Raw genomic sequence first — 25,510 nt, 5'->3', positions numbered from 1 at the left:
ATCCTCCCGGGAGGAGAGCCGTGCCGGAGGGTGACGCCGTCTACCGGACCGCCAAGCGGCTCAGGCAGGCCCTCGACGGCCGGAGGCTGACGCGCAGCGACTTCCGGGTGCCCCGGTACGCCACCGCCGATCTGCGCGGCCGGACTGTGCTGACGACGGTCTCGCGGGGCAAGCACCTCCTGACCCGGGTGGAGGGCGGGCTCACCGTCCACACCCACCTGCGCATGGAGGGAAGCTGGCGGGTGGACCCGGCGGGCCGCCCGGCGCCGAGGGGCGACGTGGTCCGGCTGATCCTCGCCAACATCCAGTGGCAGGCGGTCGGCACGCGGCTGGGGATGGTCGATCTCGTGCCGACCGACCGCGAGGAGCGGGTCGTGGGGCATCTCGGCCCCGACCTGCTCGGGCCGGACTGGGACGCCGCCCTCGCCGTACGGAACCTGCTGCGCGCTCCGCGGCGGTCGATCGGGGAGGCGCTGCTCGACCAGCGCGATCTGGCGGGCATCGGCACGATCTGGCGAGCCGAGACGCTGTACGCCGCGCGGATGTCCCCGTGGCGTCCGGTGGGGTCGATCCCGCAGGACGAACTGGAGGCGCTGGTCGCGGTCGCCCACCGTCTGATGGACGCGAGCAAGGACGCGCCGCTCCCGGTGACGACGGGCGATCCGCGCCCCGGGCGGTCGCTGCTCGTCTACGGCAGGGCACGCCGCCCGTGCCGCCGCTGCGGCAGCCCGATCAGCGGCGGGGAGATGGGACCGCAGCCGGCCGAGCGGCTGATCTACTGGTGCCCCGCCTGCCAGCGGGACTGAGAACCGACAATAGGGCGGTGCGTAGACACGAAGGGGATCCCGTGCCGCCCACCGCCGCCCGCGTCATGCTGCTCGTCCTGTACACCGACCGGCTGGAGGAGTGCCGCGCCTTCTACGGCGCACTCGGCGTCGAATTCACCCGGGAGCGGCACGGCCGGGGCCCGCGGCACTACGCCGCCGTCCTGGCCGACGGCACCGTGTTCGAGTTGTACCCGGCGACCACCGAGCGCAGGACCGGAGCCGTACGGCTCGGTCTCCATCTGGACGGCGCCGGGGCCGAGCCGCGGTTGGAGCCCGGCAGGCACCTCGTGACCGACCCGGACGGCAGGGTGGTCGAGATCCAGGCATCGTGATCACGGCGGCCGGCGGCGAGGGCGGCCCCGGGACGGAAGCCGGGGATGGGCCGCGAGCGGACAGCCGTATGGAGAGCCCACGCGGCCGAGGGGCGTGAGGACGACCACGGGACCGAGACGAGACCGCGGAGAGTGGACGAGCGCGGCCAAGCGCGAACGCGGCCGAACGGGCACGTCGTAACGGACGCACGAAACGGGAACGGGCCTGCGGGGGCCAGGCGCCCGCCCCTGGGATCGGGACAGGGCACCCGGGTCCGGGTCGATCCGGACTGCGAGCGCGGGCCACGCCTGGCCTTCTGCCGGGCGTGTCCTATCGAGTCGTGTCTTATGGGGCCTGCGGGGCCATGTCTTACGAGGCCTGCGGGGACGGTCAGGCGAAGTCGCGGAGACGCCGGCCGCCGGCACGGCGGGGCGCCGAGACGCCGCCTAGGCGGCGACCATGTCCTTGACCTCGGGGAAGCCCTCGAATTCCGGCCCTGACGGGACGGTCTCGGGGATGGGCAGGCGCTCGTGCTCGGGCACCTCTGCCAGCACGGGGGCGGCCTGCAGTTCGGCCAGCGCGAACTGGTCGGACACCTCGCGCAACACCTGGGACAGCGGGACCCCGAGCGCGCCGCAGATCGAGGCGAGCAGCTCGGAGGAGGCTTCCTTCTGACCGCGCTCGACCTCGGACAGATAGCCGAGTGAGACACGCGCCAGAGTGGAGACCTCGCGAAGGGTGCGATTCTGCCGCACCCTCAGCCGCCGCAGTACGTCACCGAGCAGCTGACGCAGCAGGATCATCTGTCGCTCCCTCCCCAAGGGGGGCGCCTTCACGACGCCTCTCGCGGTGGGCTCATGTCGCCCCTTCTTCATCTGCCCTTCGTACATACGCCTCGCCGTCATCATGGGTTCGCTCGGCCCCTTCGCCGGGCGTGCGCCTGTCTTGCTCCTCGCCGTTGGCTCACGGACCTCACTCACAGCTCCACCGTACCTGTAGAGGGCGACACCGCGGCAGACCGAGGCGAGCATGTTCGCTGGGGACGTAACGCGGTAATCACCCCGAATGTTCCCCCAAATTTGCCTTAAGCACACCTTCCAGCAGGATCAACGCCTCCTGACAGGTGGCAGTTCTGATCCCGTCCCTGTCTCCGGTCAACCGCAGGTCGCGGTGCCAGAGCCGCTCTCCCGGTCCCGCCAGCGCGATGTGGACCGTGCCGACCGGCTTGCCGTCCTGGGGATCGGGGCCGGCGACCCCGGTCACCGCCAGGCCGTAGTCGGAGTCCGTGAGCTTGCGCACCCCCGTGGCCATGGCCGCGGCCACGTCGGGGTGCACCGCTCCCTCCCTGTCGAGGAGGTCGGACGGCACGCCGAGGACGCTCGCCTTGAGATCGGTGGCGTAGGCGATCACCCCGCCCCTGAAGGCGGCCGAGGCCCCCATCGGGCCGGTCATCGACGCCCCGATCAGGCCGCCCGTGAGCGACTCCGCCACGGCGACCGTCGCGCCCTGGCGGACCAGCAGGGACAGCACCTCGCTCGCCACGCCCATCATCGGCTTCGCGCGCTCCTCGCCACCTGCCGCAGCCGCACCGCCCGCACCACGTAGTCGGCGCCGGTCCCCACCGTGACCACCAGGGCGAGGCCCATGGCCACCCACCTGATCGGATCCGGCACCGCCGGCACGATGTAGAGCGCGATGGCCACGATCTGCAACACGGTCTTCACCTTGCCCCCGTAACTGGCCGGGATAACCCCGTGCCGGATCACGAGGAAGCGCAGCAGCGTCACTCCCGCCTCACGGGCGATGATCACCAGGGTGACCCACCACGGGATCTCGCCGAGGTACGACAGGCTGAGCAGCGCGGCGCCGATCAGCGCCTTGTCCGCGATCGGATCGGCGATCTTCCCGAAGTCGGTGATCAGCGCGTACTTCCTGGCGAGCCAGCCGTCGAGCTGGTCGGTGAGGGACGCGAGCAGGAAGACGCCGAGGGCCGCCAGGCGCCAGGCCTCCCCCTCGACGAACAGGAAGACGGTGAAGACGGGGACGATCGCCAGCCGGGCGATGGTCAGGGCGTTCGCGATGTTCCAGGTGCTGACATGGCGCGTCGTGCCGTCTCCGGCGCCCGCTCCGGTCGCGCCGGCGGGCGGCGGCTCCGGCGCCGTGAGGCCGTCGGCCACGGATCCCGAGTCCGGCTCCTGCGAGATGCCCGGCCCCGTCTGCGGGACGGGCGCCGGTATCGCCACCGACGCGGCGGACACGGCGGCGACCGGCGGCGCCGCGGGCTCCGGTGTCACCTCTCCCGGGCCCGCCACGTCCACCGGCGGCTCACCGCGCTCCGTCATGTGCCTGCCTTGATCCGGGCGATGAGGTCGACCCCCTCGGAGTCGACGGCGACCGCTTGGACGATCTGGCCGGGGACCAGGCCGATCCCCTGGACCGTGACCGCACCGTCCACCTCGGGGCCCTGGTGCGCCGCCCGGCCCTCGTACCCGCCGTCCCCGAGGTCCTCCTCGATCAGGACCTCCAGCTCGGTGCCGATGCGCTCCTCGGCCCGCTGGGCGGTCAGCTCCTCGGCGAGCTCGGTCAGCGTCGCGACCCGCTCGTCGATCACGTCCTGGTCGAGCTTGCCCTCGAAGCCGTACGCCTCGGTGCCCTCCTCGTCGGAGTAGCCGAAGACGCCGATGACGTCCAGCCTGGCCTCCTCCAGGAAGGCCACCAGCTCGTCGAACTCCTCCTGGGTCTCCCCGGGGAACCCCACGATGAAGTTGGACCTGACGCCCGCCTCGGGCGCGCGGTCGCGGATCTGCGCGAGCAGGTCGAGGAACCGCTTGGGGTCGCCGAAGCGGCGCATCCGCCGCAGCACGGTCCCGCTGGCGTGCTGGAAGGACAGGTCGAAGTAGGGCGCGACCCCCTCGGTGGAGGCGATCACGTCGAGCAGCCCGGGCCGCAGCTCGGCGGGCTGCAGGTAGCTGACCCGCACCCGCTCGATGCCCTCGGTCGCGGCCAGCGGGGGCAGCAGCTTCTCCAGCGCGCGCAGGTCGCCCAGGTCCTTGCCGTACGACGTGGAGTTCTCGCTGACCAGCACGAGCTCTCTGACGCCCTGCCCGGCCAGCCAGGCGGCCTCGGCGAGCAGGTCCTCCGGGCGGCGCGAGACGTACGAGCCGCGGAAGGCCGGGATCGCGCAGAACGTGCAGCGCCGGTCGCAGCCCGACGCCAGCTTCAGCGAGGCCACCGGCCCCGAGCCGAGCCGCTTGCGCAGCGTGCGCGGGCCGCTGGCGGGGGCGACGCCCTCCGGCAGCGGGTCCTCCTGGGCGTGACCGGGAATGTGGGCCCGGGCGGCCGCGCGCTCCACCGGCGTGATCGGCAGGAGCGTGCGGCGGTCCCGCGGCGAGTGCGGGACCAGCGGCCTGCCCGCGAGGACGTCGTCGAGACGCTCCCCGATCTCGGCGTAGTCGTCGAAGGAGATCACGGTCGCCTCGGGCAGGGCGTCGGCGAGCTGCGCGCCGTACCGTTCGGCCATGCAGCCCGCCGCCACCACCTTCGCGCCCGAGTCGGCGGCGGCGAGCAGGGTGTCGATGGAGTCCTTCTTCGCCGAATCGATGAAGCCGCACGTGTTGACGACGACGATGTCGGGATCGTCGTCATCGGTGTGCCAGCCGGCGGCCTCCAGCCGCGCGGCCAGCTCCTCGGAGTCGACCTCGTTGCGGGCGCAGCCCAGCGTGATCAGCGATACGGTTCGGCGAGAAGACATGATGCGAACTACGGTATCGGCAGTCGGCGATTAACGGGGACTCGGGCCGCCCGCGTCGAAGGTCCGCCGGATCATCTGACCGTCCTTGCCCGGCGTGCCGAGGTCCTTTCCGTTGACCTCCAGCCGCACCGCCCCCGCGTCGCCGATGGTCACCCGCATCCGGTCCTTGGCCGAATAAGTCGTGGTCTTCCCCTCGGGCAGCGTCCCCTGGAAGATCTCCTTGCCCTTGGCGTCCCTCACGTTGATGTAGGACGGCTTGCGCGCGGTGACCTTCACCACCACGACGCCGGGTGCGAGGGCATCCTCGACGGTCTTCTTCTCGTGGCCCTTCTCGTGACGCGCGTGCGCGTGCGGCGCGGTCACCGGGAGCTGCGCGGCCGTCGGGCCCGTCTTCCCGCCGGAGCCCCCGAGCATCCGCGCGACGACGACGATCGCGACGATGGCCAGGGCCACCGCGACGGCCTTCGTCCAGCTGGGGGCCCTGCGGGCCCGCTCCCCCACGTCGCCCCTGAACACCGCCGACGCCTTGACCGGAGACGCGATGTCGGCGTTCTCCTGCTCGTACTGCCGCAGGATCTCGTCCGGGTCCAGGCCGAGGTCGGAGGCGATGGTCCGGATGTGCCCGCGCGCGTAGAAGTCTCCCACCGAGAAGTCGTCGCGCTCGAAGCGTTCGATGACGGTCTCGCGGATCCGCGTGCGCTCGCTGAGCTGACGCACGGTCAGCCCGGCGCGCTCACGGGCTTCGGCCAAAACAGCACCAACGCTCATTGGTCACGCCCCCCTGTCCGAGCTTGCAGCTCGCCCCACAATGCGTAGTTAGTCACATTCAATCAGTAACTGGCTACGATGGGTACCCGGGGGTGTGCCAAATGTTCACGGAGAGTGCACGCGGGGAGCGGCCGGGGCCCGTTCAGCGCCGCAGGGGCTTCAGCGCGAGATAGAGCCCGGCGGAGATGAGGAACCCGGCCTCGAACGCGATGTCCCCCACCTGGGGCACGCTCCGCGGCACCAGGCCGACGTACTGCTCCTGGTTGGAGAACAGCCAGACCGACAGGACGACCCCTGCGACCATCGCGACGGGCCCGGCCCAGTTGGCGTGCCGCCGGTCGAACATGAGCGGTTCGAGCGCGCGGACGTCCTGGCCGCGCCGCAGCAGCATGTCCGTCAGCACCACGCCCAGCCAGGGGCCGATCCAGTACGCGATGACCAGCAGGAACGCCTCGTACTTGTGCCCGGCGTCCTCCAGGCCCGAAAGCGCCACCGCGAAGCCGATCACGCCGCAGGCCAGCGCGACGATGGCCCGGCGCATCGTCAGCGGCAGCCGTACGCCGAGGGCGAGCAGCGACATCGCGCCCGAGTAGACGTTGAGCGCGTTGGCCGACACGGCCCCGAGGGCGATCGCGAGCAGCGTCAGGTTCGCCACGAGCGCGGGCAGGTGGCCGGTGAACGCCGAGGTGGGCTGCCCGAGGGCGTCGCCGCCCCCGATCGTCACGGACGCCGCGCCGACGACCTCCAGCAGCACGCACGACACGAACACGCCGAGGCCCGCCGACAGGCCGGTGGCCCGCCTGCTCGCGTCCTGCGGAAGGTACCGCGTGTAGTCGGCGGCGTACGGGTTCCAGCCGGCCGCGTAGCCGAACGTGGCGCCCACGGTCAGCAGGAAGCCGCCCAGCCCTCCCCCGCTGCCCGCGTAGCCCGGCTGGGCCTTCGACAGGATGATCACGGAGGTGACCGCGAAGATCACCGCGAGGACCGGGAACGCGTACTTCTCGAAGGCCTGCACCAGGTTGTGGCCGAAGAACCCGAGCGCCACCATGACCGCGACGACGATCAGCAGGCAGGCCCAGCCCGGCAGGCCGGTCAGCGTGTTCAGCGCGAGCGCGCCGCTCACGCTGTTGACCGCGAACCAGCCGATTCCGGCGGCGACGGAGTTGAACGCCGAAGGGATGACGTTGCCCCAATAGCCGAACGGCAGCCTGCCGAGCACCATCTGCGGCAGCCCCGCGCTCACGCCCCTGGCCGACAGCACGCCGTGGGTGAGGGCCCCGAGGCCGCTGCCCACGACGACGGCGAGCACGGCCTGCCAGAAGCCGAGCCCGAACGCCGCCACGGCGAGAACCCCGAGGAAGATCGTGGCGAACTCCAGGTTCGGCGAGGTCCACGTCCAGAAGAGCTGCCGGGGCCTGCCGTGGCGCTCGGAGAGAGGGATGAACTCGATGCCGCCGGGCTCGATCGCGGCGACCTTGTCCCCGTACCGGCCCTCGCGTACGGCGACTTCGGGGGGTTCCAGAACTGTCATACGGTGATCGCCCTCAGCTTCTCGAGGAGGTAGTCGGACGCGCGGACGGGCTCGTAGGAGACCCGGCCGATCGGGGGGCCGAGCGACTCCACCTCGGCCAGGGGATTGCACTCGTAGAAGTAGATGAGCGAGATCAGCTCCTCGTCCGGCGCCGACGGGTCGGGCGGGAGCACCCGGTGCCGGGTGGAGCGCCAGCGGTCGCCCGTCCAGCGGGCCAGCAGATCGCCGATGTTGATCGTGAACGAGTCCGGCACGAACGGCGCGTCGATCCACTCGCCGTCGAGCGTGTAGACCTGCAGGCCGCCGACGCCCCGCTGCCGGTCGAGCACGGTCACGGTGCCGAAGTCGGTGTGCGGCCCGATCCGGAACTGCCCCGGCTCCGGCTCGCCCACCTGCGACAGCGGCGGGTAGCGGTTGATGTTCATCGTGTACGACGGGTGGTCGGCCCGGGAGGCGAAGAAGTCCTCCTCGATCCCCAGGGCGGCCGCGCAGACCACCAGGAGTTCGCCGGCCAGCGAGCGCATCTCCGCCAGGTAGCGGGTGAGCAGCACCTGGAGTTCGGGCACCTCGGACGGCCAGACGTTGGCGAGGAACCAGTCGGCGTCGATCTCCGGGACGCCGATCGGCTGGTCGGCGCCCACGGCGAAGGTCTCCTTGAGGTCGGGCGGGGTGGGCGTGCCCTCGGCGTAGCCGTTGGCCTCGACGCCCGGCGGCAGCCAGCCCCGTTCCCCGACCGTGGCGGCGTACCGTTGCTTCACCTCGGCGGGCAGGGCGAAGAACCGCCGGGCCGCGGCGCGCACGTCCTCGCGCAGTGCGGCCGGCACGCCGTGCCCGGTGACCAGCAGGAAGCCGATCTCGCGCAGCGCGGCGTCGACCTGGGCGGCCACCCGTGCCCGGCCGTCCGCCTCACCGGAGAACCAGGGAGTCAGGTCGACGACGGGAACCGAATTCATGCCTCATCTCCGATGTCCTCGTTCCAGACGGCCGGGTTGGCCGCGATGAAGGCCGTCATGAGCCCGGCGCACTCGGGATCGTCGAGCACGACGACCTCCACCCCGGCCTCGGCGAGCCACTCGTGCGCGCCCATGAACGTGCGGCACTCTCCGACCACCAGGCGCGGGATGCGGAACTGCCGGATCAGGCCGCTGCAGTACCAGCACGGCGACAGGGTGGTCACCATGGTGGTCCCGCGGTAGGAGGGCTGGCGGCCCGCGTCGCGGAAGGCGGCGGTCTCCCCGTGCACCGAGGGGTCGCCGTCCTGGACCCGGCGGTTTCGCCCGCGCCCCAGCAGGCGGCCGTCCGGGCCGAACAGGGCCGCGCCGACGGGCACGCCGCCTTCGGCGAACCCCTTCCTGGCCTCTTCCAGGGCCACGCTGAGCATGGCGGCGTCGCTTGTCATGCGCTCACTATCCCTCCACGCCGGGCCTTCGGGAACGGACGAAACGTCCGTACTATGGCGACCCTTAACGGACGATCCGTATAGGGGTGCACCGATGCCTCTGACCCTGCGCGAGCTGCTGTCCTTCGAGGTGCTGCGGGAGGCCCGGCCGGAGGTCCTCGCCGGGGAGGGTGCGCTCGACCGGGTGGTCCGATGGGTGCACTCCAGCGAGATATACGAGATCGGCCCCCTGCTCACCGGCGGCGAGCTGCTGCTGACGACCGGGCTCGGCCTGGCCGGCACCGACGCGGGGGCGCGGCGGCACTACCTGCGGGAGATCGCCGCCAGGGGCGTGGCCGGGGTCGCCCTCGAACTCGGCCGCACGTTCCCCGAGACGCCGCGCGAGCTGGTGGAGGAGGCCCGCAGGCAGGAGCTGCCGTTCATCGCCCTGCACGCGGTCGTCCCGTTCATCCGGATCACGGAGCACGTCAACACGCTGATCGTCGACTACGCGAGCCGGCGGCTGCGGGTGGGCGACTCGGCCACCCGCGCCCTCAACGAGGCGCTCATCGCCGGCGCCGGGGTCGCCGGGGTGCTGGCGACCGGAGCCGAGGTCGTGGGGGCCCCGCTGATGCTTCTGTCCGCCGGCGGCGCGCTGGTCGCCGCCCACGGCGTGGGCAGCGACCGGGACGCCTGGCGCGCGGCTGAGCGTGCGGTCTGCGAGTCACCGGTCACCCTCCACGGCCATCCCTGGGGGCGGCTGGTGGCCGGCCCCGGTTCGGCGCTGCCCGCCGACGACCTGGCGATCGCGCTGGAGCGGACGGCCGTCGCCCTCGCCCTCGCCATGCTCAGGACGGGCAGTCCGCCGAGCGAGCGCGACCGCCAGGCGTCCGCGCTGCTGCGGGACCTCATCGAGGGCACGGCCGAGGCCGACCCCGGCGTACGGGCGGTCATGGCGGGCCTGCCCACCGGGCCCGCCCACCTGCTGGTGGGCGTGGCCGTGGACGCCCTGGAGACGGCGGCCGCGCTCGCCGTGCTCGACCGGGCCGCGCACATCCTGCACACGACCGCCCTGCGCGGGCGGGTGGGCCGGCTGGTGCTCGGCACCCTCGCGGTGCCGGTGGCCGTGGCGGACGCCGCCGGTGCGGCCGCCCAGGCGCTGGAGGAGGCGCTGCGGCGGCTGCACACCCCCCAGCTCAGAGTCGCCGTGGGGCACGCCGCGACCGGCCTGGCCGAGCTGGGCGGTTCGCTGCGGGACGCACGGGCCGCGCTCGGGCTGCGGCGGGACGCCCGGCTCGTCACCACCCGCGCGCTCGCCCTCGAGCTGGAGCTCACCCGCCACGCCGACGCCCGGCACACCGCTGAGCTCGTACGGCGGACCATCGGCCCGCTGGTGGACTGGGACACGGCCCACCGGACCGACCTCGTCGGCACGCTGGAGGTCTTCCTGCTGCACGGGTGCAGCGCGACCCGGGCGGCCGCCGCGCTGCACCTCGGCCGGCAGACGTTCTACCAGCGGCTGCAGCGCATCGAGACGCTGCTGGGCCATCCGGTGACCGACCCCGGCGCGCACGCGGCCCTGCTGCTCGCCACCGCCGCCCACCGGGTCGCAAACCGCTGAGGTCAGGCGATCCAGGCCGTGCAGACGCTCGGCGAGGCCCGGCGGCTACTCGCCGCCGCGGAGGTCGGCGAGCAGGCCGGGCAGGTCGTCGGGCTTGACGAGCACCTCCCGGGCCTTGGACCCCTCGCTCGGGCCGACCACGTTGCGGCTCTCCAGCAGGTCCATCAGCCGCCCGGCCTTGGCGAAGCCCACGCGCAGCTTGCGCTGGAGCATGGACGTGGAGCCGAACTGGGTCGACACGATCAGCTCGGCGGCCTGGATCAGCAGGTCGAGGTCGTCGCCGATCTCCTCGTCGATCTCCCGCTTCGCGGCGGCGGGCGCGGCGACGTCCTCCCGATACTCGGCCTGCATCTGGGCCTTGCAGTGGTCGACGAGCTCCGCGATCTCCTTCTCGGAGATGAACGCGTTCTGCAGCCGCATCGGCTTGCTCGCGCCCATGGGCAGGAACAGCGCGTCGCCCTGCCCGACGAGCTTCTCGGCTCCCGGCTGGTCGAGGATGACCCGCGAGTCGGCGAGCGAGGAGGTGGCGAACGCCAGCCGCGAGGGCACGTTCGCCTTGATCAGGCCGGTGACGACGTCGACGGACGGCCGCTGGGTGGCGATGACCAGGTGGATGCCGGCGGCCCGGGCGAGCTGCGTGATGCGGACGATCGAGTCCTCCACGTCGCGCGGCGCGACCATCATCAGGTCGGCCAGCTCGTCCACGATCACCAGCAGGTACGGGTACGGCTGGTAGACGCGCTCGCTGCCCGGCGGCGGCACCAGCTTGCCCGCGCGCACCGCCTTGTTGAAGTCGTCCACGTGCCGGAAGCCGCTGGCCGCCAGGTCGTCGTACCGCCGGTCCATCTCGCCCACCACCCATTCGAGGGCCTCGGCGGCCTTCTTCGGGTTGGTGATGATGGGCGTGATGAGGTGCGGGATGCCCTCGTACGAGCTGAGCTCGACCCGTTTGGGGTCGACCAGCACCATGCGGACCTCGTCGGGCGTGGCCCGCAGGAGGATCGAGGAGATCAGCCCGTTGATGCAGGTCGACTTGCCCGCGCCGGTGGCGCCCGCGATGAGGATGTGCGGCATCTTGGCCAGGTTGGCCACGATGGTGCGACCCTCGACGTCCTTGCCCAGCCCGACGATCATAGGGTGGTGGTCGGCCTGGGCCACCTGCGAGCGCAGCACGTCGCCCAGCGACACGAGGTCCTTGTCGACGTTGGGGATCTCCACGCCGATCGCCGACTTGCCGGGGATGGGAGACAGGATCCGGACGTCCGCGGACTTGACGGCGTAGGCGATGTTCTTGGTGAGCGCGGTGACCTTCTCGACCTTGACGGCCGGGCCCAGCTCGATCTCGTACCTGGTCACCGTCGGGCCCCGCGTGAAGCCGACGACCTGCGCGTCGATGGAGAACTGCTCCAGCACGCTGGTCAGCGCGTTCACGACCGTCCGGTTGGCCTTGGTCTCCTGCTTGGGCGCGCTGCCCGGCCGCAGCATCGTGAGGTCCGGCAGCGTGTACGGCCCCTCCTGGCTCGACAGGACGAGCTGCTCCACCTTGCGCGGCGCGGGGGTCGGCAGCGGAGGCTGCGGCACCGGCTTGGGTATCTCCGGCTCCGTCGGCTCGGCCGACTCCACGACGTCGTCCACGAGGCCGGGGACGATCTCCGGCGAGTGGTCCTTCTCCGACAGCACGGGCGTGTCGTACGGCTTGACGCCGTCGCCGCCCTCGGTGTCGCCGCGCCCGCCGCCCTGCGGCTTGCGCGTGCGCTTCTTGGCCGGCGCGGGGGCCTTGCGGGGCTCCCCGGTCTCCTCCGGCCGCTGGAAGAGCATGTGCTGGATCTCGGCGAGGCGCTCGGGGATGCGGTGGACCGGGGTCGCGGTGATCACCAGCAGGCCGAAGCCGGACAGCATCACCAGCAGCGGGATCGTGATGAACGCCGGCAGGATGCTCGACGGCGGAGCCGAGACGATGAAGCCGATCATGCCGCCCGCCGCCGACACGTTGTCCATGCCGTCGTTGGGCCCCCCTGAGGGGTACGGCGTGCCGTGGGCGACGTGCACGATCCCGAGGATCCCGGCCAGCAGCGCGGTCCAGCCGATGCCCATCCTGCCGGTCTCGGCGTTCTGGTCGGGGTGGCGCAGCAGCCGCCAGGCGAGCAGCGCGAGCAGCACGGGCACCGCCCAGGCGAGCGATCCCACCGTCCCGCGCACCACGGCGTCGACGAACTCGGCGAATCCCGTCTTGTTGTCCCGCCAGATCAGGGCGGCGAGCACGATGGCGCCCGCGAGCACCGACAGCCCCTGCCCGTCGCGGCGGTGCACGGGGTCGAGGTCGCGGGCTCCCTGCCCGAGTGCCCGCGCCGCCATGCCCACGCCGTTCGCCACCAGCATCCACATGCCGATGACGAGCTTGCCGATCACGAGGAAGAACCAGCTGATCGGGTCCTGTCCGGTGGCGACCGGCCGCTTGGGCGCGGCCTTGGGCGCCGCCCTGCCTCGGGAACCCGCCGGGGATCGCTTCGGGGAAGCCGTACGGGATCCGGAGCGCGACGCGGGGCGCTTGCCGGACCCCTGTCCGGACGTACGGGTGGCCATGATGCCGAAGTTACCCCGGATGCGGGCGATTACCGGGGCGGCGCGCCGGGAGGCCGCCCTATAGGACGCTGCCCTCTGGGGCGCTGCCCTTTGGGGGGAAGCCGGAGTCCCGCCGTCCGTCGAGGAGCGAGGTCACCCGCCTGCGACCGTCTTCGCCCGCCGGCACCTGCAGCACCAGCAGGAGATCGGGGTGCTCCGCCGGACGCAGCTGGAACATCTCCAGGTCCAGCCGCCCGATCTCGGGATGGTCGATCGCGACCGTCGCGGGCCTGAAGCGGCGGACCGGGTAGTCCGCCCACCATTCCCGGAACTCCGGGCTGACCTCGCTCAACTCCGCCACGAGCGCCGTGAAGGCGGGGTCGCCGGGCCGGCGTCCCATCGCGGCGCGGAACTGGCTGATCACGGCGCGGGCGGCGGGTTCCCAATGGACCATCCGGGCGCGGTTGCCGGCGTCGGTGAACATCATCCACAGCAGGTTCCGCCTGCCCGGCGGGAGCGTCAGCGGATCGTGGCGGAGCAGGGCGTAGGGGGTGTTCCAGGCCAGATAGTCGAAGCGCGCGTCGTACACGGAGGCGGCGTTCGGGGCGGCGGCGTCCACCAGGCGCCGCAGCCGGTCCCGTGGCCGCTCCCCCTCGCCGGGCGGCGTGTCCGGCGGGGCCAGGCCGGCCAGGTCGCGCAGGTGGCGGTGTTCGTCGGGATCGAGCAGCAGCGCGCGGGCCAGCGCGTCGATCACCTGCGCCGACGCCGAGATGTCCCGCCCCTGTTCCAGGTAGGTGTACCAGGTGACACCGACGCCCGAGAGCTCGGCGATCTCCTCGCGGCGCAGGCCGGGGGTGCGGCGCAGGGCCGGATCGCCTTCCGGCAGGCCGACGTCGGCCGGACGCAGGCGGGCCCGCCGGGCGCGGAGGAACGCGCCGAGCTCGGACCTGCGGTCCGACGCCCTGGCCCGGCGGCCGGGTGCGTGACTGGCAGCACGAGTGCCAGGACCGCCGGACGCCGTCTCGTTATCGTGGCGTCCATGATCCTTCACACCGCGAGTCTGCCACGGAGGTAGGCGCCATGAGCGATCCCGTACTGGTGGTCGGCGCCACGGGCCGGCAGGGCGGCGCCACCGCGCGGCAACTGCTCGCCCGGGGCCGGAGCGTACGCGCCCTGGTGCGCGACCCGGGCGGCTCCGCCGCGAAGAACCTGGATGAGTCGGGGGCGGAGGTCGTCGTGGGCGACCTGGACGACGAGGCGTCGCTGCGCCGCGCGATGCGGGGCGTGGACGGGGTCTTCCTGGCGCTGAGCATGATGCAGGGCCCGAGGATCACCGTCGAGGGCGCCGCAGCCGAGGAGCGGCGGGGCCTGACGGTGGCCCGGCTGGCCGCGGAGATCGGCACGGGACACCTGGTGTACAGCTCGGTTCCCGGCACCGACACCCCTTCCGGAATCCCCCACTTCGAGAGCAAGGCACGGATCGAGCGCGAGATCCACGCCCTCGGCCTCCCGGCGACGATCCTGCGCCCGGTCTCCTTCATGGAGAACTTCGCCACCTACAACCGGCCGGTCCTGGAGGACGGCACGCTGGTCGTGCGGCTCCCCGCGCAGCCCGGCACGCCGATGCAGCTGATCGCCGTCGAGGACATCGGGGTGTTCGCCGCCCTCGCCTTCGAGCGCCCCGGCCGGTTCCTCGGCCGCACCGTCGACCTGGGCGCCGACGAGCTCACCCCGGCCGAGATCGCCGCGACGTTCGGCCGGGTGTGCGGCCTGCCGGCCCGCTTCGAACGGACGCCGATCGAGCAGGTGCGCGCGTTCGACGAGTGGGTGGCCCGGATGTACGAGTTCTTCGACGAGCAACCGCCCGCACAGGTCGATCTGCGGGCCCTGCGATCCGAGCACCCGGGCCTGATGACCTTGGAGACGTGGCTGCGCGCCACCGGCTGGAAAGCGTGAGGCGCGGCGGCGGAGCCGCGTCCGGTCAGTAGGCGCGGCGCTGCCGCATGGCGGAGCGCTCGATGCGCTCGCGCGCCTCCAGGAGGCAGGAGGCGATCTCCTTCTCCCGCTCGGGCGTGAGGCGCGGGATCGGCACCGAGCAGCTGATGGCGTCGCGCGGCGGGTCGCTGATGTGCAGCGCGACGCCGAAGCAGCGCAGCCCCTCGGTGTTCTCCTCGCGGTCCACCGCGTAGCCCTGCTTGCGCACCCGGCGCAGGTCGACCAGCAGTTCCTCGGCGTCCACGATCGTGTGGGCCGTCAGCGAGGGCAGCTCGGCGGGCAGCATCGCCCGCACCTCGTCGTCGTCCCTGCTCGCCAGGATCGCCTTGCCGAGCGACGTGGTGCTCGCCGGCAGGCGGCGGCCCACCCGTGAGAACGGCCGCAGGTAGTGCCGCGAGGCGCGCGTGGCGAGGTACACGATGTCGAAATGGTCGAGACGGGCGAGGTGCACCGTCTCGCCCGTGACCTCGGCCAGCCAGTCCAGCGCGTCGTGCGCGAGCTGGACCACCGGGTCGCCGTCGATGTACGTCGCCCCGACCAGCAGAGCCCGCATGCCGATCCGGTAGAGCGTGCCGGTGACGTCGGTCTCGATCCAGCCGAGGTCGACCAGCGTCCGCAGCAGGGCGTGCAGGCTGCTCTTGGGGTAGCCCAGCTTGCCCTGTAGGTCGGTGAGGCTGTGCAGTCCGGGATACTGCGCGAAGAAGTCGAGCAGCTCGACCGTCCGGAGTGCCGACTTCACGTGCGGCACGGGTTCCGCCATGTGTAACCTCCCTGACCCGCCTGTCCGCCTCCTATTGTGAGCCGGTTCCCCAGGAGGCGACCGTCCGGGAGGCGATGTAGTCCATATCCAGATCATCCCCCAGTCCGGGAGTGTCCGGCATCCGCACCTTCCCGTCGGCGAGCGGGTCGACGATCGACCGCAGGTGCGGGGCGGGCGTGTCGTAGTCCGAGTGCGGGTGCAGCAGCCCTCGCTCGTACCACTGCCCGCACAGCGTGGCGCCGATCACGGCGAGGGCGCCGGAGCCGTTGCCGTGGATCTCGCAGTCCATGCCGAACGACTCGGCCAGGTGGACCGCCTTGATCGCCGGGATGATCCCGCCGGAGCCGACCACGCCGACCCTGAGGATGTCACAGGCCCCCGCGGCCACCCACTCCGCCCGCGCCATGTGCTTGCCCCATGAGGTCTCCGGCCCGAGGATCGGCGTCCTGAGCTGGTCGGCGAGCCATCGGTACGACTGCACCGAGGCCTCCTCCATGGGCTCCTCGTACCACGCGAAGTTCAGCTCGTCGAGGGCCCTGCCGAGGGCCAGGGCCTCGGAGCGGGAGTACCAGTGGTTGCTGTCGAGCATGAGCGCGACGTCCGGGCCGACCGCGTCCCGGACCGCGGCGCACGCCTCGATGTCGCGGTCCACGCCGTACGGCATGGGCGGCATCCAGGTGTGCAGCTTGATCCCGCGGTAGCCGCGGGAGACGAGTTCCTTGGCGAAGGCGGCGTAGTCCTCGGGGGTGGCCAGGCCGCCGGGGATGTCGTCGCCGCACATCGTGCTCGCGTAGGCGGGCACCTCGGAGCGGGCGCCGCCGAGGAGCTTCCAGACCGGCAGGCCGAGCTTGCGCCCGGCGAGGTCCCACAGGGCCTGGTCGGCCGCGCTGAGCGCCCGGTCGGACAGGTTGCCCTGGGCGCCCCGCTGCCGGCGGGCGACGCGGTGCCACAGCCGCTCCCGGTCGAGGCTGTCCTGGCCGATCAGCGCCGGCCCGATGTGGCCCGTGATCATCGCCTCTCTGACGGTGTCCGGCGCCGCCAGGCAGTATCCGGTCGCGCCGTCGCTGTCGGTGACGGCCAGCAGCGCCTCCCGCACCTCCCGTGGCGGGCCGGGATGCCGGTGGCCGTGCCCGTCCACCACGGACTTGGTGACCGTGGTGAAGACCGTGACGATGACGCGTTCGACGACCGCCATGGACTCTTCCCTTCTCTTTCGGTGCTGGAGGGGGCCCGGAGGGGCCGTGTCAATCGGGCCCGGAGGGGCGGTGTCCATCGGGCCCGGAGGGCCGGTGCGCGGTCAGGGACGCACCGGCCCGGTCCCGGGACGCGGCGGCGGTCGTCAGCCGCCGGTCGCCTTCTTCCATTCGGCCTGGGCGTCGGTCAGCTTCTGCGCCAGGGTGTCGAGGAACTCCTGGGGCTTCATCTGGCCGAGCAGCACCTTCTGGAAGAGGGGCTCGGTGTCGGCCTTGGTGATGGAGGAGAACTGCGGCAGGTAGTAGGGCGGCGACACGACCTGGGTGTTCGGGTCGTTCAGCGTGTCGACGGCCGTCTTCAGGTGCTCCAGGCCCTGCACCCAGGAGTCGCCCTGCGCCTCGGTGTTGGCCGGGATCTGGCCCGTCTGCTGGTTCCAGTAGCTGTTGCTGTCGTGGGAGACCAGGAACTCCACGAACTTCCAGGCGGCGTCCTTGTGCTCGCTGTTCTTGAAGACCGCGAAGCCGTCCACGGGGTTGGCGACGACGGTCCGCTTGCCGCCGGGGCCGGTCGGCAGCGCGAAGGCGCCGATCTTGTCCTTGCCGTGGGCCTTGACGTGGTCGTTGTAGGAGCCCAGGTTGTGGTGCATCATCGCGATCTTCCCGGTGCCGAACGCGGCGACCATCTTCGGGAAGTCGTTGGTGACGTCGGCCTCGGGGGTGTCCTTCTTGTACAGCCCGGCCATCTTGGTGAGGAACTCGACGTTCTTCGGGTCGTTGACCGTGCTCTTGCCGGAGGCGTCGAAGAACGCGTTCACGCCCGAGTAGGAGTACATCTCGGCCAGGATCTGGAAGATCGAGCCGGCGCCGCCGCGGATGGTGTAGCCGTACTCGTCGGGCTTCTTGGTCAGGTCGTCGGCGTCCTTGAAGAACTCGTCCCAGGTGCCCGGCGCCTGCTGGAGCTTGTCCTTCAGGTACCACACCACGTCCATGTTGGAGGTGCCCGGCACCAGGTAGAGCTTGCCGTCGGGCACGGTCTTGCGGACCGAGTCGAGCATCGGCGTGGCCAGCTTGCCGTTCACCGAACTCTTGGCCAGCCACTCGTCCGCCGGCTCCAGCGCCTGCTGGCCGGTCAGGTTGGCCAGGTACGACGTGGTGACGCCGCCGACGTCGGGGGTGTCCCCGCCCGCGACGGCGGTGTCGTACTTCTGCTGGACGGAGGCGATGGGGACGCCGACGTACTCGACGTGGATCGAGGGGTTGGCCGCCTCGAACCGCTTGATCAGCTCCTGGTAGATCGGGGTGCGGGCGCCCCCGTTGTTGTCCCAGAACGTGATGGTCGTCTTGCCGGAGCCCTCGCCGGAACCCGAGTCCGACCCACATCCGGTAGCGGTGACCGCGAGAACGGCGAGCGCCGCCCAGGCCACTTTCATCTTCATGGTTCCTCCTGCTTGAGACAGGCTGGGGGGTTGCTATCCCTTGACCGCGCCGGCGCTGATGCCGTGCACGAGATAGCGCTGGACCACTGCGAACACGCAGACCACCGGCAGGGCGGCGACGACGCCCCCTGCCGCCAGGGCCCCGAAGTCGGCGCTGTACTCCCCGATCGTGTAGCTGAGCCCGACGGGGATCGTGAAGCTGTCCTGCCTGCTGACGAACATCAGCGCGAACAGGAAGTTGTTCCACGTGTGGATGAAGGCGAACGACCCCACGGCGATCAGGCCGGGCCGCAGCTGCGGCAGCACGATCGCGAGGAAGCCGCGGAACCGGGTGCAGCCGTCGACCATCGCGGCCTCCTCGACCGTGAACGGCACGGCCGAGATGAACCCGCTCATCAGGATGATCGACAGGGGCAGGTTGAAGACGGTGTCGGCGACGATGAGGCTGGCCAGGTTGTTGATCAGGCCGAGCGACTTGAAGATCGAAAACAGCGGGATCAGCATCATCGCGCCGGGGATGAACTGGGTGCACAGCAGCACGACCATGAACAGGCCCCGGCCGCGGAACCGGTAGCGCGACAGCGCGTACCCTCCCATGACCGCGATGACCGTGGTGACCAGCAGCGACCAGACCCCGACGATCACGCTGTTCTTGAAGAACACCGCGTAGCCGATGTCGTTCCAGACGGTCTCGAAGTGCTCGAACGTGATCGGCCAGGGCACCGGGTCGGTCGATCCGGCCGGCCGCAGGGCGAACACGAGCATCCAGTAGAACGGCACGAGGGTGAAGACCAGGTACATCCCCAGGGGGACGTAGAGCCGCAGCACGCGGCCGGGATCGCGCCTCTTCCGTCGGCGGGCCCCCGCGGGCACCGCTCGGGTGCGCGGGCGGGTCATCACGTCGGCGCTCATTGCGAAACCCCTCGCCTCTTCATCGTTCCTCGCCGAACCGGCTGATCCGGAGGTAGAGGATGGAGCAGAACAGCAGGATCACGAAGCCCGCCATCGTCAGCGCCGAGCCGTACCCGAAGTCCTTGGAGTCGACGGCCCGCTGCGCGACGTACAGCGGCAGCGTGGTCGTGACCTGGGCCGGGCCGCCGCCGGTGAGCGTGTAGAGCAGGTCGACGTTGTTGAACTCCCAGACCCCGCGCAGCAGCGTGGCCAGCACGATCGCGTCCCGCAGGTGCGGCAGCGTGACGTGGAGGAAGCGCCTGGTCCGCCCGGCGCCGTCCACCGCCGCCGCCTCGTAGAGCTCGCCCGGGATGCCCTGCAGGCCGGCGAGCAGGAGGATCGCGAAGAACGGCACGCCGCGCCACAGCTCGGTCACCACCACGGCAGGGAAGACCGTGTCGGGGTTGCCGAGGACCGCCGCCTCGGGCTGCCCGAGGAAGCGCAGCACCCCGGTGCTCGGCGTGTAGAGCAGGATCCAGATGCCCGTCGTCAGCACCCCGGAGACGGCCCAGGGCGAGAAGACGAGCGACCGGGCGAGCCCCCTGCCGATGAAACTTTCATTGACGATCAGGGCCAGGGCCAGCCCGAGGATCAGCTGGAGGCCGATCTCGACGATCACCCATTTGGCGGTGAAGCCCAGGCTGTGCCAGAAGACCTCGTCCTCGAACAGCATCCGCCGGAAGTTGTCGAGACCGGCGAAGCCGTCCGCCCATGGCCGGGTGAGGTTGCGGTGCTGCAGGCTGTAGTACGCGACGCTGGCGATCGGGTAGACGAGAAACGCGGCGATGAGCGCGACCGTCGGTGAGATCAGCAGGTACGGCACGGCCCTGCGGCGCATCGTCGTCACCGGCGCATCTCCTCTGCGACTTTCCCGAACCATGTTCAAGACATATTCCTGAACGTAGTTCACAAACATGGACGGATCAACGGTGATGTTCACGCCTCGGTCCTGTCAAGAACCCGTGTCGTATTCGAGACATTGCCCTCTCGGCGTGCGCGTCTTGACCACACGCCGCCCCTCGCCGTACGGTCCCGGTGTTCATGAAGTTCATGAATATGAATCAGGTTCAGAAGGATGACGGAGGAAGCCGGTGACATTCGACGGCCTGCTGTTCTTCCCGGTCACGCCCTGCGACGAGGAGGAGCGGCTCGACCTCGAGGTGTTCCGCCGGCACGTGCGGCAGGGCGTCGAGGCGGGGTGCGGCGCGGTGTTCGCCTGCTGCGGCACCGGTGAGTTCCCCTCGCTCAGCCTGCGCGACTACACCGCCTGCGTGGCCGCGGCGGTCGAGGAGGCGGCCGGGCGCGTCCCGGTGGTCGCCGGGACCGGCTACGGCACCGCGATGGCCCTGGAGTTCGCCAGGGCGGCGGCGGACGGCGGGGCCTCGGCCCTGCTGGCGCTGCCGCCCTACCTCGTGCAGGCGGGCCAGGACGGCCTGCGCCGCCACTACGAGGCGATCGCGGACGGCACCCGGCTGCCGATCATCCTCTACCAGCGGGACAACGCCGTCTTCGAGCCGGAGACGGTCGCGGCGCTCGCGGAGCACCCGAACGTCATCGGGCTCAAGGACGGCTACGGCGACCTCGGCCTCATGCGCCGGATCATCGAGGCCGCCCCGCCCGGAATGCTCTACTTCAACGGCATGCCGACGGCGGAGCTGTCCCAGCTCGGTTACCGGGACCTCGGGGTGGTCCGCTACTCCTCCGCCGTCTTCTGTTTCCTCCCCGACCTCGCGCTCGCCTGCTACCGGGCGCTGCGGGACGGCCGCGACGACGTCGCGAACCGTCTGATCGAGGGCTTCTACCGTCCCCTGGTCGACCTCCGCGGCGAGGGCCCGGGGTACGCCGTCTCGCTCATCAAGGCGGGTGTGCGCCTGCGTGGTCTGGACGTGGGACCCGTCCGCCGGCCGCTGTCCGATCCCGGCCCCGAGCACCTCGACAGGCTCGCCGCGCTGATCGACCGCGGTCTCGCCCTTCTCGAAGAACTGGAGCGGTCGCCCAACCCGGCCTGAGCGCCGGCGACGCGTACGGACTCGTCTCGGGGGAGCGACCGCGGAACGGAGACAGTCATGCCCGGAAGATCCTTACTCCCGTCGGCCGCCCTCGCGATCACGGCCGCCGTCCCCGTGCTGGGAGCGGGCCCCGCCGGGGCGGCCACCCCGCCGGCCGGGAAGCCGGCCGATCTCGGGCGGCAGACGCTGCCCGCGGGCGACGGCTGGGCCTCGGCCGGCACCGGCACCACCGGCGGCGCGGCGGCCCCCGCGTCGAACATCCACGTGGTCACCGACCGCGCGGGCCTGGCCGCGGCGCTCGCCTCCCCCGGCCCCCGCATCATCTACGTCAAGGGCGTCATCGACGTCGACAGGACCTGCGCGGACTTCGCCACCGGCGGCTACACGCTGGCCGGCTACCTCGCGGCGTACGACCCGGCGGTGTGGGGGCGCGACACCGAGCCGTCCGGGCCGATGGAGGACGCGCGGGCGGCCTCCGCCGCGGCGCAGACGAAGTACATCAAGCTCAAGGTGCCGTCCGACACCACGATCGTGGGCCTGCCGGGGGCGACCATCCGGCACATCAACCTGCACGTGGACAAGGCGGACAACGTCATCATCCGGAACATCCGGTTCGAGGACGCGGCCGACTGCTTCCCCCAGTGGGACCCCACCGACGGCGCCGAGGGCAACTGGAACTCCCTCTACGACAACATCTCGGTCACCAGCTCGACCCACGTCTGGATCGACCACAACTCGTTCACCGACGGGGACAACCCCGACTCGAACCAGCCGGTCTACTTCGGCCGGCCCTACCAGGTGCACGACGGGCAGGCGGACATCACCAGCGCGTCCGATTTCGTGACCGTGTCGTGGAACAGGTTCTCCGACCACGACAAGACGATGCTGATCGGCTCGACCAACAACCCCGCCAACGACCGGGGCAAGCTCAGCGTCACCGTGCACCACAACGAGTTCTCCGGCAACCTGCAGCGGCTGCCCCGCGTGCGGTTCGGCAAGGTGCACGTCTACAACAACTACTACCAGGTGCCCGACGCCGAGCCCTTCGAGTACGCGCTGGGCGTGGGCGTGGAGTCGCAGATCTACGCCGAGAACAACTACTTCCGGCTGAGCCGGAGCGTGGACCCGGCCGACCTGCTCTACAACTGGGGCGGCACGACGCTCACGGCCAAGGGCAACCTGCTGCGGGTCGGCGGCAAGGAGCAGCCCGTCGACCTGATCGCCGCCTACAACGCGAAGAACGACCCCGACCTCGGCGCCGACGCGGGCTGGACGCCGACCCTGCACACGGGGATCGACCCCGCCGAGACCGTGCGCAGGGAGGTCTCCCGGCACGCCGGGGCCGGCGAGATCCACTGACGGCCGGCGGCGCGCGGCCCCTGTGAGTGCCGGGGGCCGCGCGCGCCCTTACGGCGGCAGGCCGAGGCGGGACAGCGGCAGCCCGAGCTGGAGATACAGCTCCAGCTGGTCGAAGAAGACCTGCTGGTCGACGATCAGGCCGCCCTCCGCGGCGAAGAACCAGCAGCACCGCACGCTGACGTACCGCCCGGTGCCCTGGAGCACCTCGCCCGTGGTGATCGGGAACGGCCCGGTGTGCCTGCCGGTCCCCACCGCGGTGATCGCCGTCGCCTCGCGGTCCACGACCTTCCGCAACACCGTGACGTGCACGTCGGGGAACGCCTGCCAGATCACGGTGTGGTAGGACGCCACCTCGGAACGGCCCTCCACCGGGCCGCCCGGCCCCACCGCGACGGGCTTGGAGCAGTAGCACCCCATGACCGCGTCCAGATCGTGGGCGTTGTACGCACTGAAGTATCGGTCCACCACGTCGGCCACGGCGAGACCCCCGATTCCCGCGTCCGGAAGTCCAGGCTATCGAGACGCGGTTTTCGTCCTTCTCGTCCGGGTCCGGGCACGCGGGCGCCGCTCCCCCGAGGGGAGAGCGGCGCGGGAGAACACGTGGCGGCGTCAGGCGCGCAGGCGGCCGTCCACGCGTTGCGGCACACCGAGGGGGTTGTCGTCGCGCAGCTCCGGCGGCAGCAGATCCGCCGGCCAGTCCTGGTAGGCCACGGGGGTCGTCCAGCGCCTGATCGAGGCCGCGCCGACGGAGGTGTGCGCCGGGGCCGTGGAGGCGGGCCAGGGGCCGCCGTGGTGCATCGCCCAGCAGACGGCGACACCGGTGGGCCAGCCGTTCCAGATGAGCCGCCCGGCCAGCCGGCGCAGGACCGGCACGAGGTCGCGGGCCTCCTCCGGGCCGGCCGCGTGGACGGTCGCGGTCAGCGACCCGGGCAGCCGGCGCAGCACGGCGGGCAGGTCGGCGGGGTCGCGGTAGCGGACGACGATCGCCGACGGGCCGAAGCACTCCTCCCCCAGCTCGGGCAGCCCGTCCGCGAACGCCTCCAGGTCGGCGGCGAAGACCTGCGGGGTGATGCCGTCCACCGCGTCCCCGCTCGCCAGCACGGTGAGCCGCTCGGCCAGCCGGCCGGACGCCCGCAGGTAGCCCTCGCGGATCTTGGCGGTCAGCATGGGCCCGCCGGTGGTGGCGGCGACCGCCTCGGCGACGGCCTGCTCGAACCCTCCCTCCGCCGGGACGAACACCAGGCCGGGGTTGGTGCAGAACTGCCCCACGCCCAGCGTCAGCGAGGCCGCGAACCCGGAGGCCACCTCGGCGGGGCCGGCCGAGGGCAGCACGACGACCGGGTTGACGCTGCCCAGCTCGCCGTAGAACGGGATGGGGTCGGGCCGCTCGTCGATCAGCTTCTGGATGGCCTTCCCGCCCGCGAGCGAGCCGGTGAAGCCGACCGCCGTGACGAGCGGATGCTTCACCAGCGGGGCCCCCGCCTCGAACCCGTGCACGAGCCCGAGCAGGTCGGGGTCGGGCAGGGCCTGCCGTACGACGGAGGCGGTCAGGTCGGAGGTGCGGGGATGCCCCTCGTGGGCCTTGACCACGACCGGGCAGCCGGCCGCGAGCGCCGACACCGTGTCGCCGCCCGCCACCGAGAACGCGAAGGGGAAGTTGCTGGCCGCGAAGACGGCCACGACGCCGAGCGGGTGGTTCATCCGGCGCACGTCGGGACACGGCGGAGTGGCGCCGGGGTCGGGGTGGTCGATCACCGCCTCGATCCAGCCGCCGTCGCGCAGGACGTCGGCGAACAGCCGGAACTGCGCGGCCGTACGGGCGATCTCGCCGCGCAGCCGCGCCTCCGGCAGCCGGGTCTCCTCCGCGGCGGCCGGCCACAGCTCCTCGGCGTGCTTGAGCAGGGCGTCGGAGACGCCTTCGAGCACGGTGGCGCGCTCGGCCGGGGGCGTCGCCCGCCACGCCTCGCCCGCCGCGGCCGCCCGCTCGACCGCCGCCTGGACGTCGTCGTTCACCTGGCCGGTCACCTCATCCCCCCGCCGTAAGGTTCTCGACATCGTAGCGGGGGCCGCAGAACGCCCCGCCGACCAGCGAGTGCGGCAGCTCGCCGAGATCGGGCTCGCCGTGCTCGGCGATCAGCTTCTCGGCGTAGGCCTCCGAGTCGTCCTTGGGCTCGTAGCCGATGGCCCGGCCCTCCTCCAGCGACCACCAGCGGCGCGTGTTGGCCGACACGCCCCACACCACGTGGAAGCCGTCGGCCGCCAGCGACGCCTCGGCCAGCCGGGCGCAGTCGTCGGGGGACAGCCAGGTCGACAGCATGCGCACGTCCCTGGGCTGCTCGAAGCACGAGCCGATGCGCAGGCACGTCACCTGCATGCCGTAACGGTCGTGGTAGAGCGAGCCGAGCGCCTCCTTGGTCACCTTGCTCACGCCGTAGAAGGTGTCGGGGCGCGGGAACAGGTAGTCGGGGGCCTCGCCCGCGCTGCGCGGGAAGAACCCGACCGCGTGGTTGCTGCTGGCCAGCACGACGTGGCGCACTCCGGCCCGCCGCGCGGCCTCCAACACCACATAGGTGCCGTGGATGTTGACCTGCAGGATGTCCGCCCACGGCTGTTCGAGGCTGTGGCCGCCCAGGTGCAGCACCGCGTCCACGCCGTCCATCGCCGCGTCCATCGCCTCGGGGTCGGTGATGTCGGCGGTCACCGCCTCCTCGCCCGGCCCCGCCTCCAGCGGGACGACGTCGAGCAGGCGCAGCACGCGCCCCTCCCTGGCCAGCCGGGGTCGCAGCAGGGTGCCGACGCCGCCCGCCGCGCCGGTCATGAGAATTCGCATGTGCCTCCTGTCGGATCGGCCCGGCAACAGAGCGCGGCGCTCCGTGTCGTCCGCGCGACGTACGGACCGTGTCAATGCCGAACGGCGCCAGTCTCGCAGCAACCTCCAACTGTTCACAAGTACGGGCATAATTCACATATCTGACCAAAGATCTCTTCTTGACGCAACTGTTGTCAATTTCTACGGTCTTGCTAGCAAGTGAACACAATTGCGGAACCGATTCAGAA

At 71.6% G+C, this 25,510-nt stretch carries 24 protein-coding genes; 6 read left to right on the top strand and 18 right to left on the bottom strand.

Features of this window, described 5'->3' with window-relative positions; genetic code table 11:
* The first annotated feature begins 20 nt into the window (after positions 1–20).
* Positions 21–806, top strand: a complete 786-nt coding sequence (locus FLW16_RS06075; protein WP_142558494.1) for a DNA-formamidopyrimidine glycosylase family protein — start codon at positions 21–23, stop codon at positions 804–806.
* 65 nt (positions 807–871) lie between these two features.
* Positions 872–1,159 (top strand): glyoxalase/bleomycin resistance/dioxygenase family protein, encoded by a 288-nt coding sequence (locus FLW16_RS06070; protein ID WP_185949307.1) that lies wholly within the window; start codon positions 872–874, stop codon positions 1,157–1,159.
* Positions 1,160–1,585: 426 nt separating this feature from the next.
* Here the strand turns inward: FLW16_RS06070 and FLW16_RS06065 are convergent, their stop codons facing one another.
* From FLW16_RS06065 to FLW16_RS06030, 8 genes are all read right to left on the bottom strand, one after another.
* A complete protein-coding gene (locus FLW16_RS06065; protein ID WP_142558490.1) occupies positions 1,586–1,942 on the bottom strand; it encodes a helix-turn-helix domain-containing protein in 357 nt (118 codons plus the stop codon).
* Positions 1,943–2,195: 253 nt separating this feature from the next.
* Positions 2,196–2,690, bottom strand: coding sequence for a CinA family protein (locus tag FLW16_RS06060; RefSeq protein ID WP_142558488.1), 495 nt, complete (start codon positions 2,688–2,690; stop codon positions 2,196–2,198).
* Positions 2,687–3,481: a CDP-diacylglycerol--glycerol-3-phosphate 3-phosphatidyltransferase gene (pgsA, locus tag FLW16_RS06055; protein ID WP_142558486.1), complete on the bottom strand. Its 795-nt coding sequence runs from the start codon at positions 3,479–3,481 to the stop codon at positions 2,687–2,689. The genes FLW16_RS06060 and pgsA overlap by 4 nt, the downstream gene beginning before the upstream one ends.
* Positions 3,478–4,890: a 30S ribosomal protein S12 methylthiotransferase RimO gene (rimO, locus tag FLW16_RS06050; protein WP_142558484.1), complete on the bottom strand. Its 1,413-nt coding sequence runs from the start codon at positions 4,888–4,890 to the stop codon at positions 3,478–3,480. Before rimO ends, pgsA begins: the two co-directional genes overlap by 4 nt.
* A 30-nt stretch (positions 4,891–4,920) precedes the next feature.
* A complete protein-coding gene (locus FLW16_RS06045) occupies positions 4,921–5,640 on the bottom strand; it encodes a helix-turn-helix domain-containing protein (protein ID WP_185949274.1) in 720 nt (239 codons plus the stop codon).
* A gap of 160 nt (positions 5,641–5,800) precedes the next feature.
* Positions 5,801–7,189 carry a cytosine permease gene (locus FLW16_RS06040; RefSeq protein WP_142558480.1) on the bottom strand — a complete coding sequence of 463 codons (1,389 nt, stop codon included), beginning with the start codon at positions 7,187–7,189 and terminating at the stop codon, positions 5,801–5,803.
* On the bottom strand, positions 7,186–8,142 hold the full coding sequence (locus tag FLW16_RS06035; RefSeq protein ID WP_142558478.1) for an isopenicillin N synthase family oxygenase: 957 nt from the start codon (positions 8,140–8,142) through the stop codon (positions 7,186–7,188). Before FLW16_RS06035 ends, FLW16_RS06040 begins: the two co-directional genes overlap by 4 nt.
* Positions 8,139–8,588 (bottom strand): nucleoside deaminase, encoded by a 450-nt coding sequence (locus FLW16_RS06030; RefSeq protein ID WP_030510660.1) that lies wholly within the window; start codon positions 8,586–8,588, stop codon positions 8,139–8,141. Before FLW16_RS06030 ends, FLW16_RS06035 begins: the two co-directional genes overlap by 4 nt.
* Positions 8,589–8,682: 94 nt before the next feature.
* Between FLW16_RS06030 and FLW16_RS06025 the strand changes: the two genes are divergently transcribed.
* Positions 8,683–10,188, top strand: coding sequence for a PucR family transcriptional regulator (locus FLW16_RS06025; RefSeq protein WP_185949273.1), 1,506 nt, complete (start codon positions 8,683–8,685; stop codon positions 10,186–10,188).
* Positions 10,189–10,233: 45 nt separating this feature from the next.
* Here FLW16_RS06025 and FLW16_RS06020 read toward each other — a convergent pair whose 3' ends face one another.
* A complete protein-coding gene (locus tag FLW16_RS06020; protein ID WP_142558474.1) occupies positions 10,234–12,771 on the bottom strand; it encodes a DNA translocase FtsK in 2,538 nt (845 codons plus the stop codon).
* Positions 12,772–12,829: 58 nt separating this feature from the next.
* On the bottom strand, positions 12,830–13,801 hold the full coding sequence (locus FLW16_RS06015) for a helix-turn-helix transcriptional regulator (protein ID WP_142558472.1): 972 nt from the start codon (positions 13,799–13,801) through the stop codon (positions 12,830–12,832).
* A gap of 29 nt (positions 13,802–13,830) precedes the next feature.
* On the opposite strand from FLW16_RS06015, the gene FLW16_RS06010 reads away from it, so the two are divergent.
* A complete protein-coding gene (locus tag FLW16_RS06010; protein WP_142558470.1) occupies positions 13,831–14,706 on the top strand; it encodes an NmrA/HSCARG family protein in 876 nt (291 codons plus the stop codon).
* Positions 14,707–14,731: 25 nt separating this feature from the next.
* Here FLW16_RS06010 and FLW16_RS06005 read toward each other — a convergent pair whose 3' ends face one another.
* The 5 genes from FLW16_RS06005 to FLW16_RS05985 form a co-directional block, all read right to left on the bottom strand.
* Positions 14,732–15,505 carry an IclR family transcriptional regulator gene (locus FLW16_RS06005; RefSeq protein WP_079315726.1) on the bottom strand — a complete coding sequence of 258 codons (774 nt, stop codon included), beginning with the start codon at positions 15,503–15,505 and terminating at the stop codon, positions 14,732–14,734.
* Positions 15,506–15,536: 31 nt separating this feature from the next.
* Complete coding sequence (locus tag FLW16_RS06000) at positions 15,537–16,700, bottom strand: enolase C-terminal domain-like protein (protein ID WP_142558468.1); 1,164 nt, start codon at positions 16,698–16,700, stop codon at positions 15,537–15,539.
* A gap of 144 nt (positions 16,701–16,844) precedes the next feature.
* Complete coding sequence (locus FLW16_RS05995; RefSeq protein WP_142558466.1) at positions 16,845–18,134, bottom strand: sugar ABC transporter substrate-binding protein; 1,290 nt, start codon at positions 18,132–18,134, stop codon at positions 16,845–16,847.
* A gap of 33 nt (positions 18,135–18,167) precedes the next feature.
* Entirely contained in the window at positions 18,168–19,046 is an 879-nt protein-coding gene (locus FLW16_RS05990) for a carbohydrate ABC transporter permease (protein ID WP_142558464.1), read from the bottom strand.
* A gap of 19 nt (positions 19,047–19,065) precedes the next feature.
* Positions 19,066–19,923, bottom strand: a complete 858-nt coding sequence (locus tag FLW16_RS05985; protein ID WP_185949306.1) for a carbohydrate ABC transporter permease — start codon at positions 19,921–19,923, stop codon at positions 19,066–19,068.
* A gap of 253 nt (positions 19,924–20,176) precedes the next feature.
* On the opposite strand from FLW16_RS05985, the gene FLW16_RS05980 reads away from it, so the two are divergent.
* Together FLW16_RS05980 and FLW16_RS05975 are read left to right on the top strand one after the other, a co-directional pair.
* Entirely contained in the window at positions 20,177–21,094 is a 918-nt protein-coding gene (locus FLW16_RS05980; protein ID WP_142558460.1) for a 5-dehydro-4-deoxyglucarate dehydratase, read from the top strand.
* A gap of 57 nt (positions 21,095–21,151) precedes the next feature.
* Positions 21,152–22,453 (top strand): polysaccharide lyase family 1 protein, encoded by a 1,302-nt coding sequence (locus tag FLW16_RS05975; RefSeq protein ID WP_142558458.1) that lies wholly within the window; start codon positions 21,152–21,154, stop codon positions 22,451–22,453.
* A 48-nt stretch (positions 22,454–22,501) separates the two neighbouring features.
* Here the strand turns inward: FLW16_RS05975 and FLW16_RS05970 are convergent, their stop codons facing one another.
* From FLW16_RS05970 to FLW16_RS05960, 3 genes are all read right to left on the bottom strand, one after another.
* Positions 22,502–22,930: an ester cyclase gene (locus tag FLW16_RS05970; RefSeq protein ID WP_185949272.1), complete on the bottom strand. Its 429-nt coding sequence runs from the start codon at positions 22,928–22,930 to the stop codon at positions 22,502–22,504.
* 132 nt (positions 22,931–23,062) lie between these two features.
* Positions 23,063–24,508 carry an aldehyde dehydrogenase (NADP(+)) gene (locus FLW16_RS05965; protein ID WP_142558455.1) on the bottom strand — a complete coding sequence of 482 codons (1,446 nt, stop codon included), beginning with the start codon at positions 24,506–24,508 and terminating at the stop codon, positions 23,063–23,065.
* Positions 24,480–25,283, bottom strand: coding sequence for an NAD(P)-dependent oxidoreductase (locus FLW16_RS05960; protein WP_142558453.1), 804 nt, complete (start codon positions 25,281–25,283; stop codon positions 24,480–24,482). The genes FLW16_RS05965 and FLW16_RS05960 overlap by 29 nt, the downstream gene beginning before the upstream one ends.
* Positions 25,284–25,510 lie beyond the last annotated feature (227 nt).

It is taken from the genome of Microbispora sp. KK1-11, from assembly GCF_006874435.1.
Classification (GTDB): Bacteria; Actinomycetota; Actinomycetes; order Streptosporangiales; family Streptosporangiaceae; genus Microbispora; species Microbispora catharanthi.
The sequence above is the reverse complement of the archived record's forward strand: the minus strand, read 5'-3'. Positions and strand labels throughout refer to the sequence as shown.

Coding starts and splice junctions, on each gene's coding strand:
- FLW16_RS06035 (WP_142558478.1), bottom strand. CDS start 8,142: ATGAATTCGGTTCCCGTCGTCGACCTGACTCCCTGGTTCTCCGGTGAG.
- FLW16_RS05975 (WP_142558458.1), top strand. CDS start 21,152: ATGCCCGGAAGATCCTTACTCCCGTCGGCCGCCCTCGCGATCACGGCC.
- FLW16_RS06070 (WP_185949307.1), top strand. CDS start 872: ATGCTGCTCGTCCTGTACACCGACCGGCTGGAGGAGTGCCGCGCCTTC.
- FLW16_RS06000 (WP_142558468.1), bottom strand. CDS start 16,700: ATGGCGGTCGTCGAACGCGTCATCGTCACGGTCTTCACCACGGTCACC.
- pgsA (WP_142558486.1), bottom strand. CDS start 3,481: ATGACGGAGCGCGGTGAGCCGCCGGTGGACGTGGCGGGCCCGGGAGAG.
- FLW16_RS06005 (WP_079315726.1), bottom strand. CDS start 15,505: ATGGCGGAACCCGTGCCGCACGTGAAGTCGGCACTCCGGACGGTCGAG.
- rimO (WP_142558484.1), bottom strand. CDS start 4,890: ATGTCTTCTCGCCGAACCGTATCGCTGATCACGCTGGGCTGCGCCCGC.
- FLW16_RS06060 (WP_142558488.1), bottom strand. CDS start 2,690: ATGATGGGCGTGGCGAGCGAGGTGCTGTCCCTGCTGGTCCGCCAGGGC.
- FLW16_RS06010 (WP_142558470.1), top strand. CDS start 13,831: ATGAGCGATCCCGTACTGGTGGTCGGCGCCACGGGCCGGCAGGGCGGC.
- FLW16_RS05995 (WP_142558466.1), bottom strand. CDS start 18,134: ATGAAGATGAAAGTGGCCTGGGCGGCGCTCGCCGTTCTCGCGGTCACC.
- FLW16_RS06040 (WP_142558480.1), bottom strand. CDS start 7,189: ATGACAGTTCTGGAACCCCCCGAAGTCGCCGTACGCGAGGGCCGGTAC.
- FLW16_RS05990 (WP_142558464.1), bottom strand. CDS start 19,046: ATGAGCGCCGACGTGATGACCCGCCCGCGCACCCGAGCGGTGCCCGCG.
- FLW16_RS06020 (WP_142558474.1), bottom strand. CDS start 12,771: ATGGCCACCCGTACGTCCGGACAGGGGTCCGGCAAGCGCCCCGCGTCG.
- FLW16_RS06065 (WP_142558490.1), bottom strand. CDS start 1,942: ATGATCCTGCTGCGTCAGCTGCTCGGTGACGTACTGCGGCGGCTGAGG.
- FLW16_RS05985 (WP_185949306.1), bottom strand. CDS start 19,923: ATGCGCCGCAGGGCCGTGCCGTACCTGCTGATCTCACCGACGGTCGCG.
- FLW16_RS06030 (WP_030510660.1), bottom strand. CDS start 8,588: ATGACAAGCGACGCCGCCATGCTCAGCGTGGCCCTGGAAGAGGCCAGG.
- FLW16_RS05960 (WP_142558453.1), bottom strand. CDS start 25,283: ATGCGAATTCTCATGACCGGCGCGGCGGGCGGCGTCGGCACCCTGCTG.
- FLW16_RS05965 (WP_142558455.1), bottom strand. CDS start 24,508: ATGTCGAGAACCTTACGGCGGGGGGATGAGGTGACCGGCCAGGTGAAC.
- FLW16_RS06025 (WP_185949273.1), top strand. CDS start 8,683: ATGCCTCTGACCCTGCGCGAGCTGCTGTCCTTCGAGGTGCTGCGGGAG.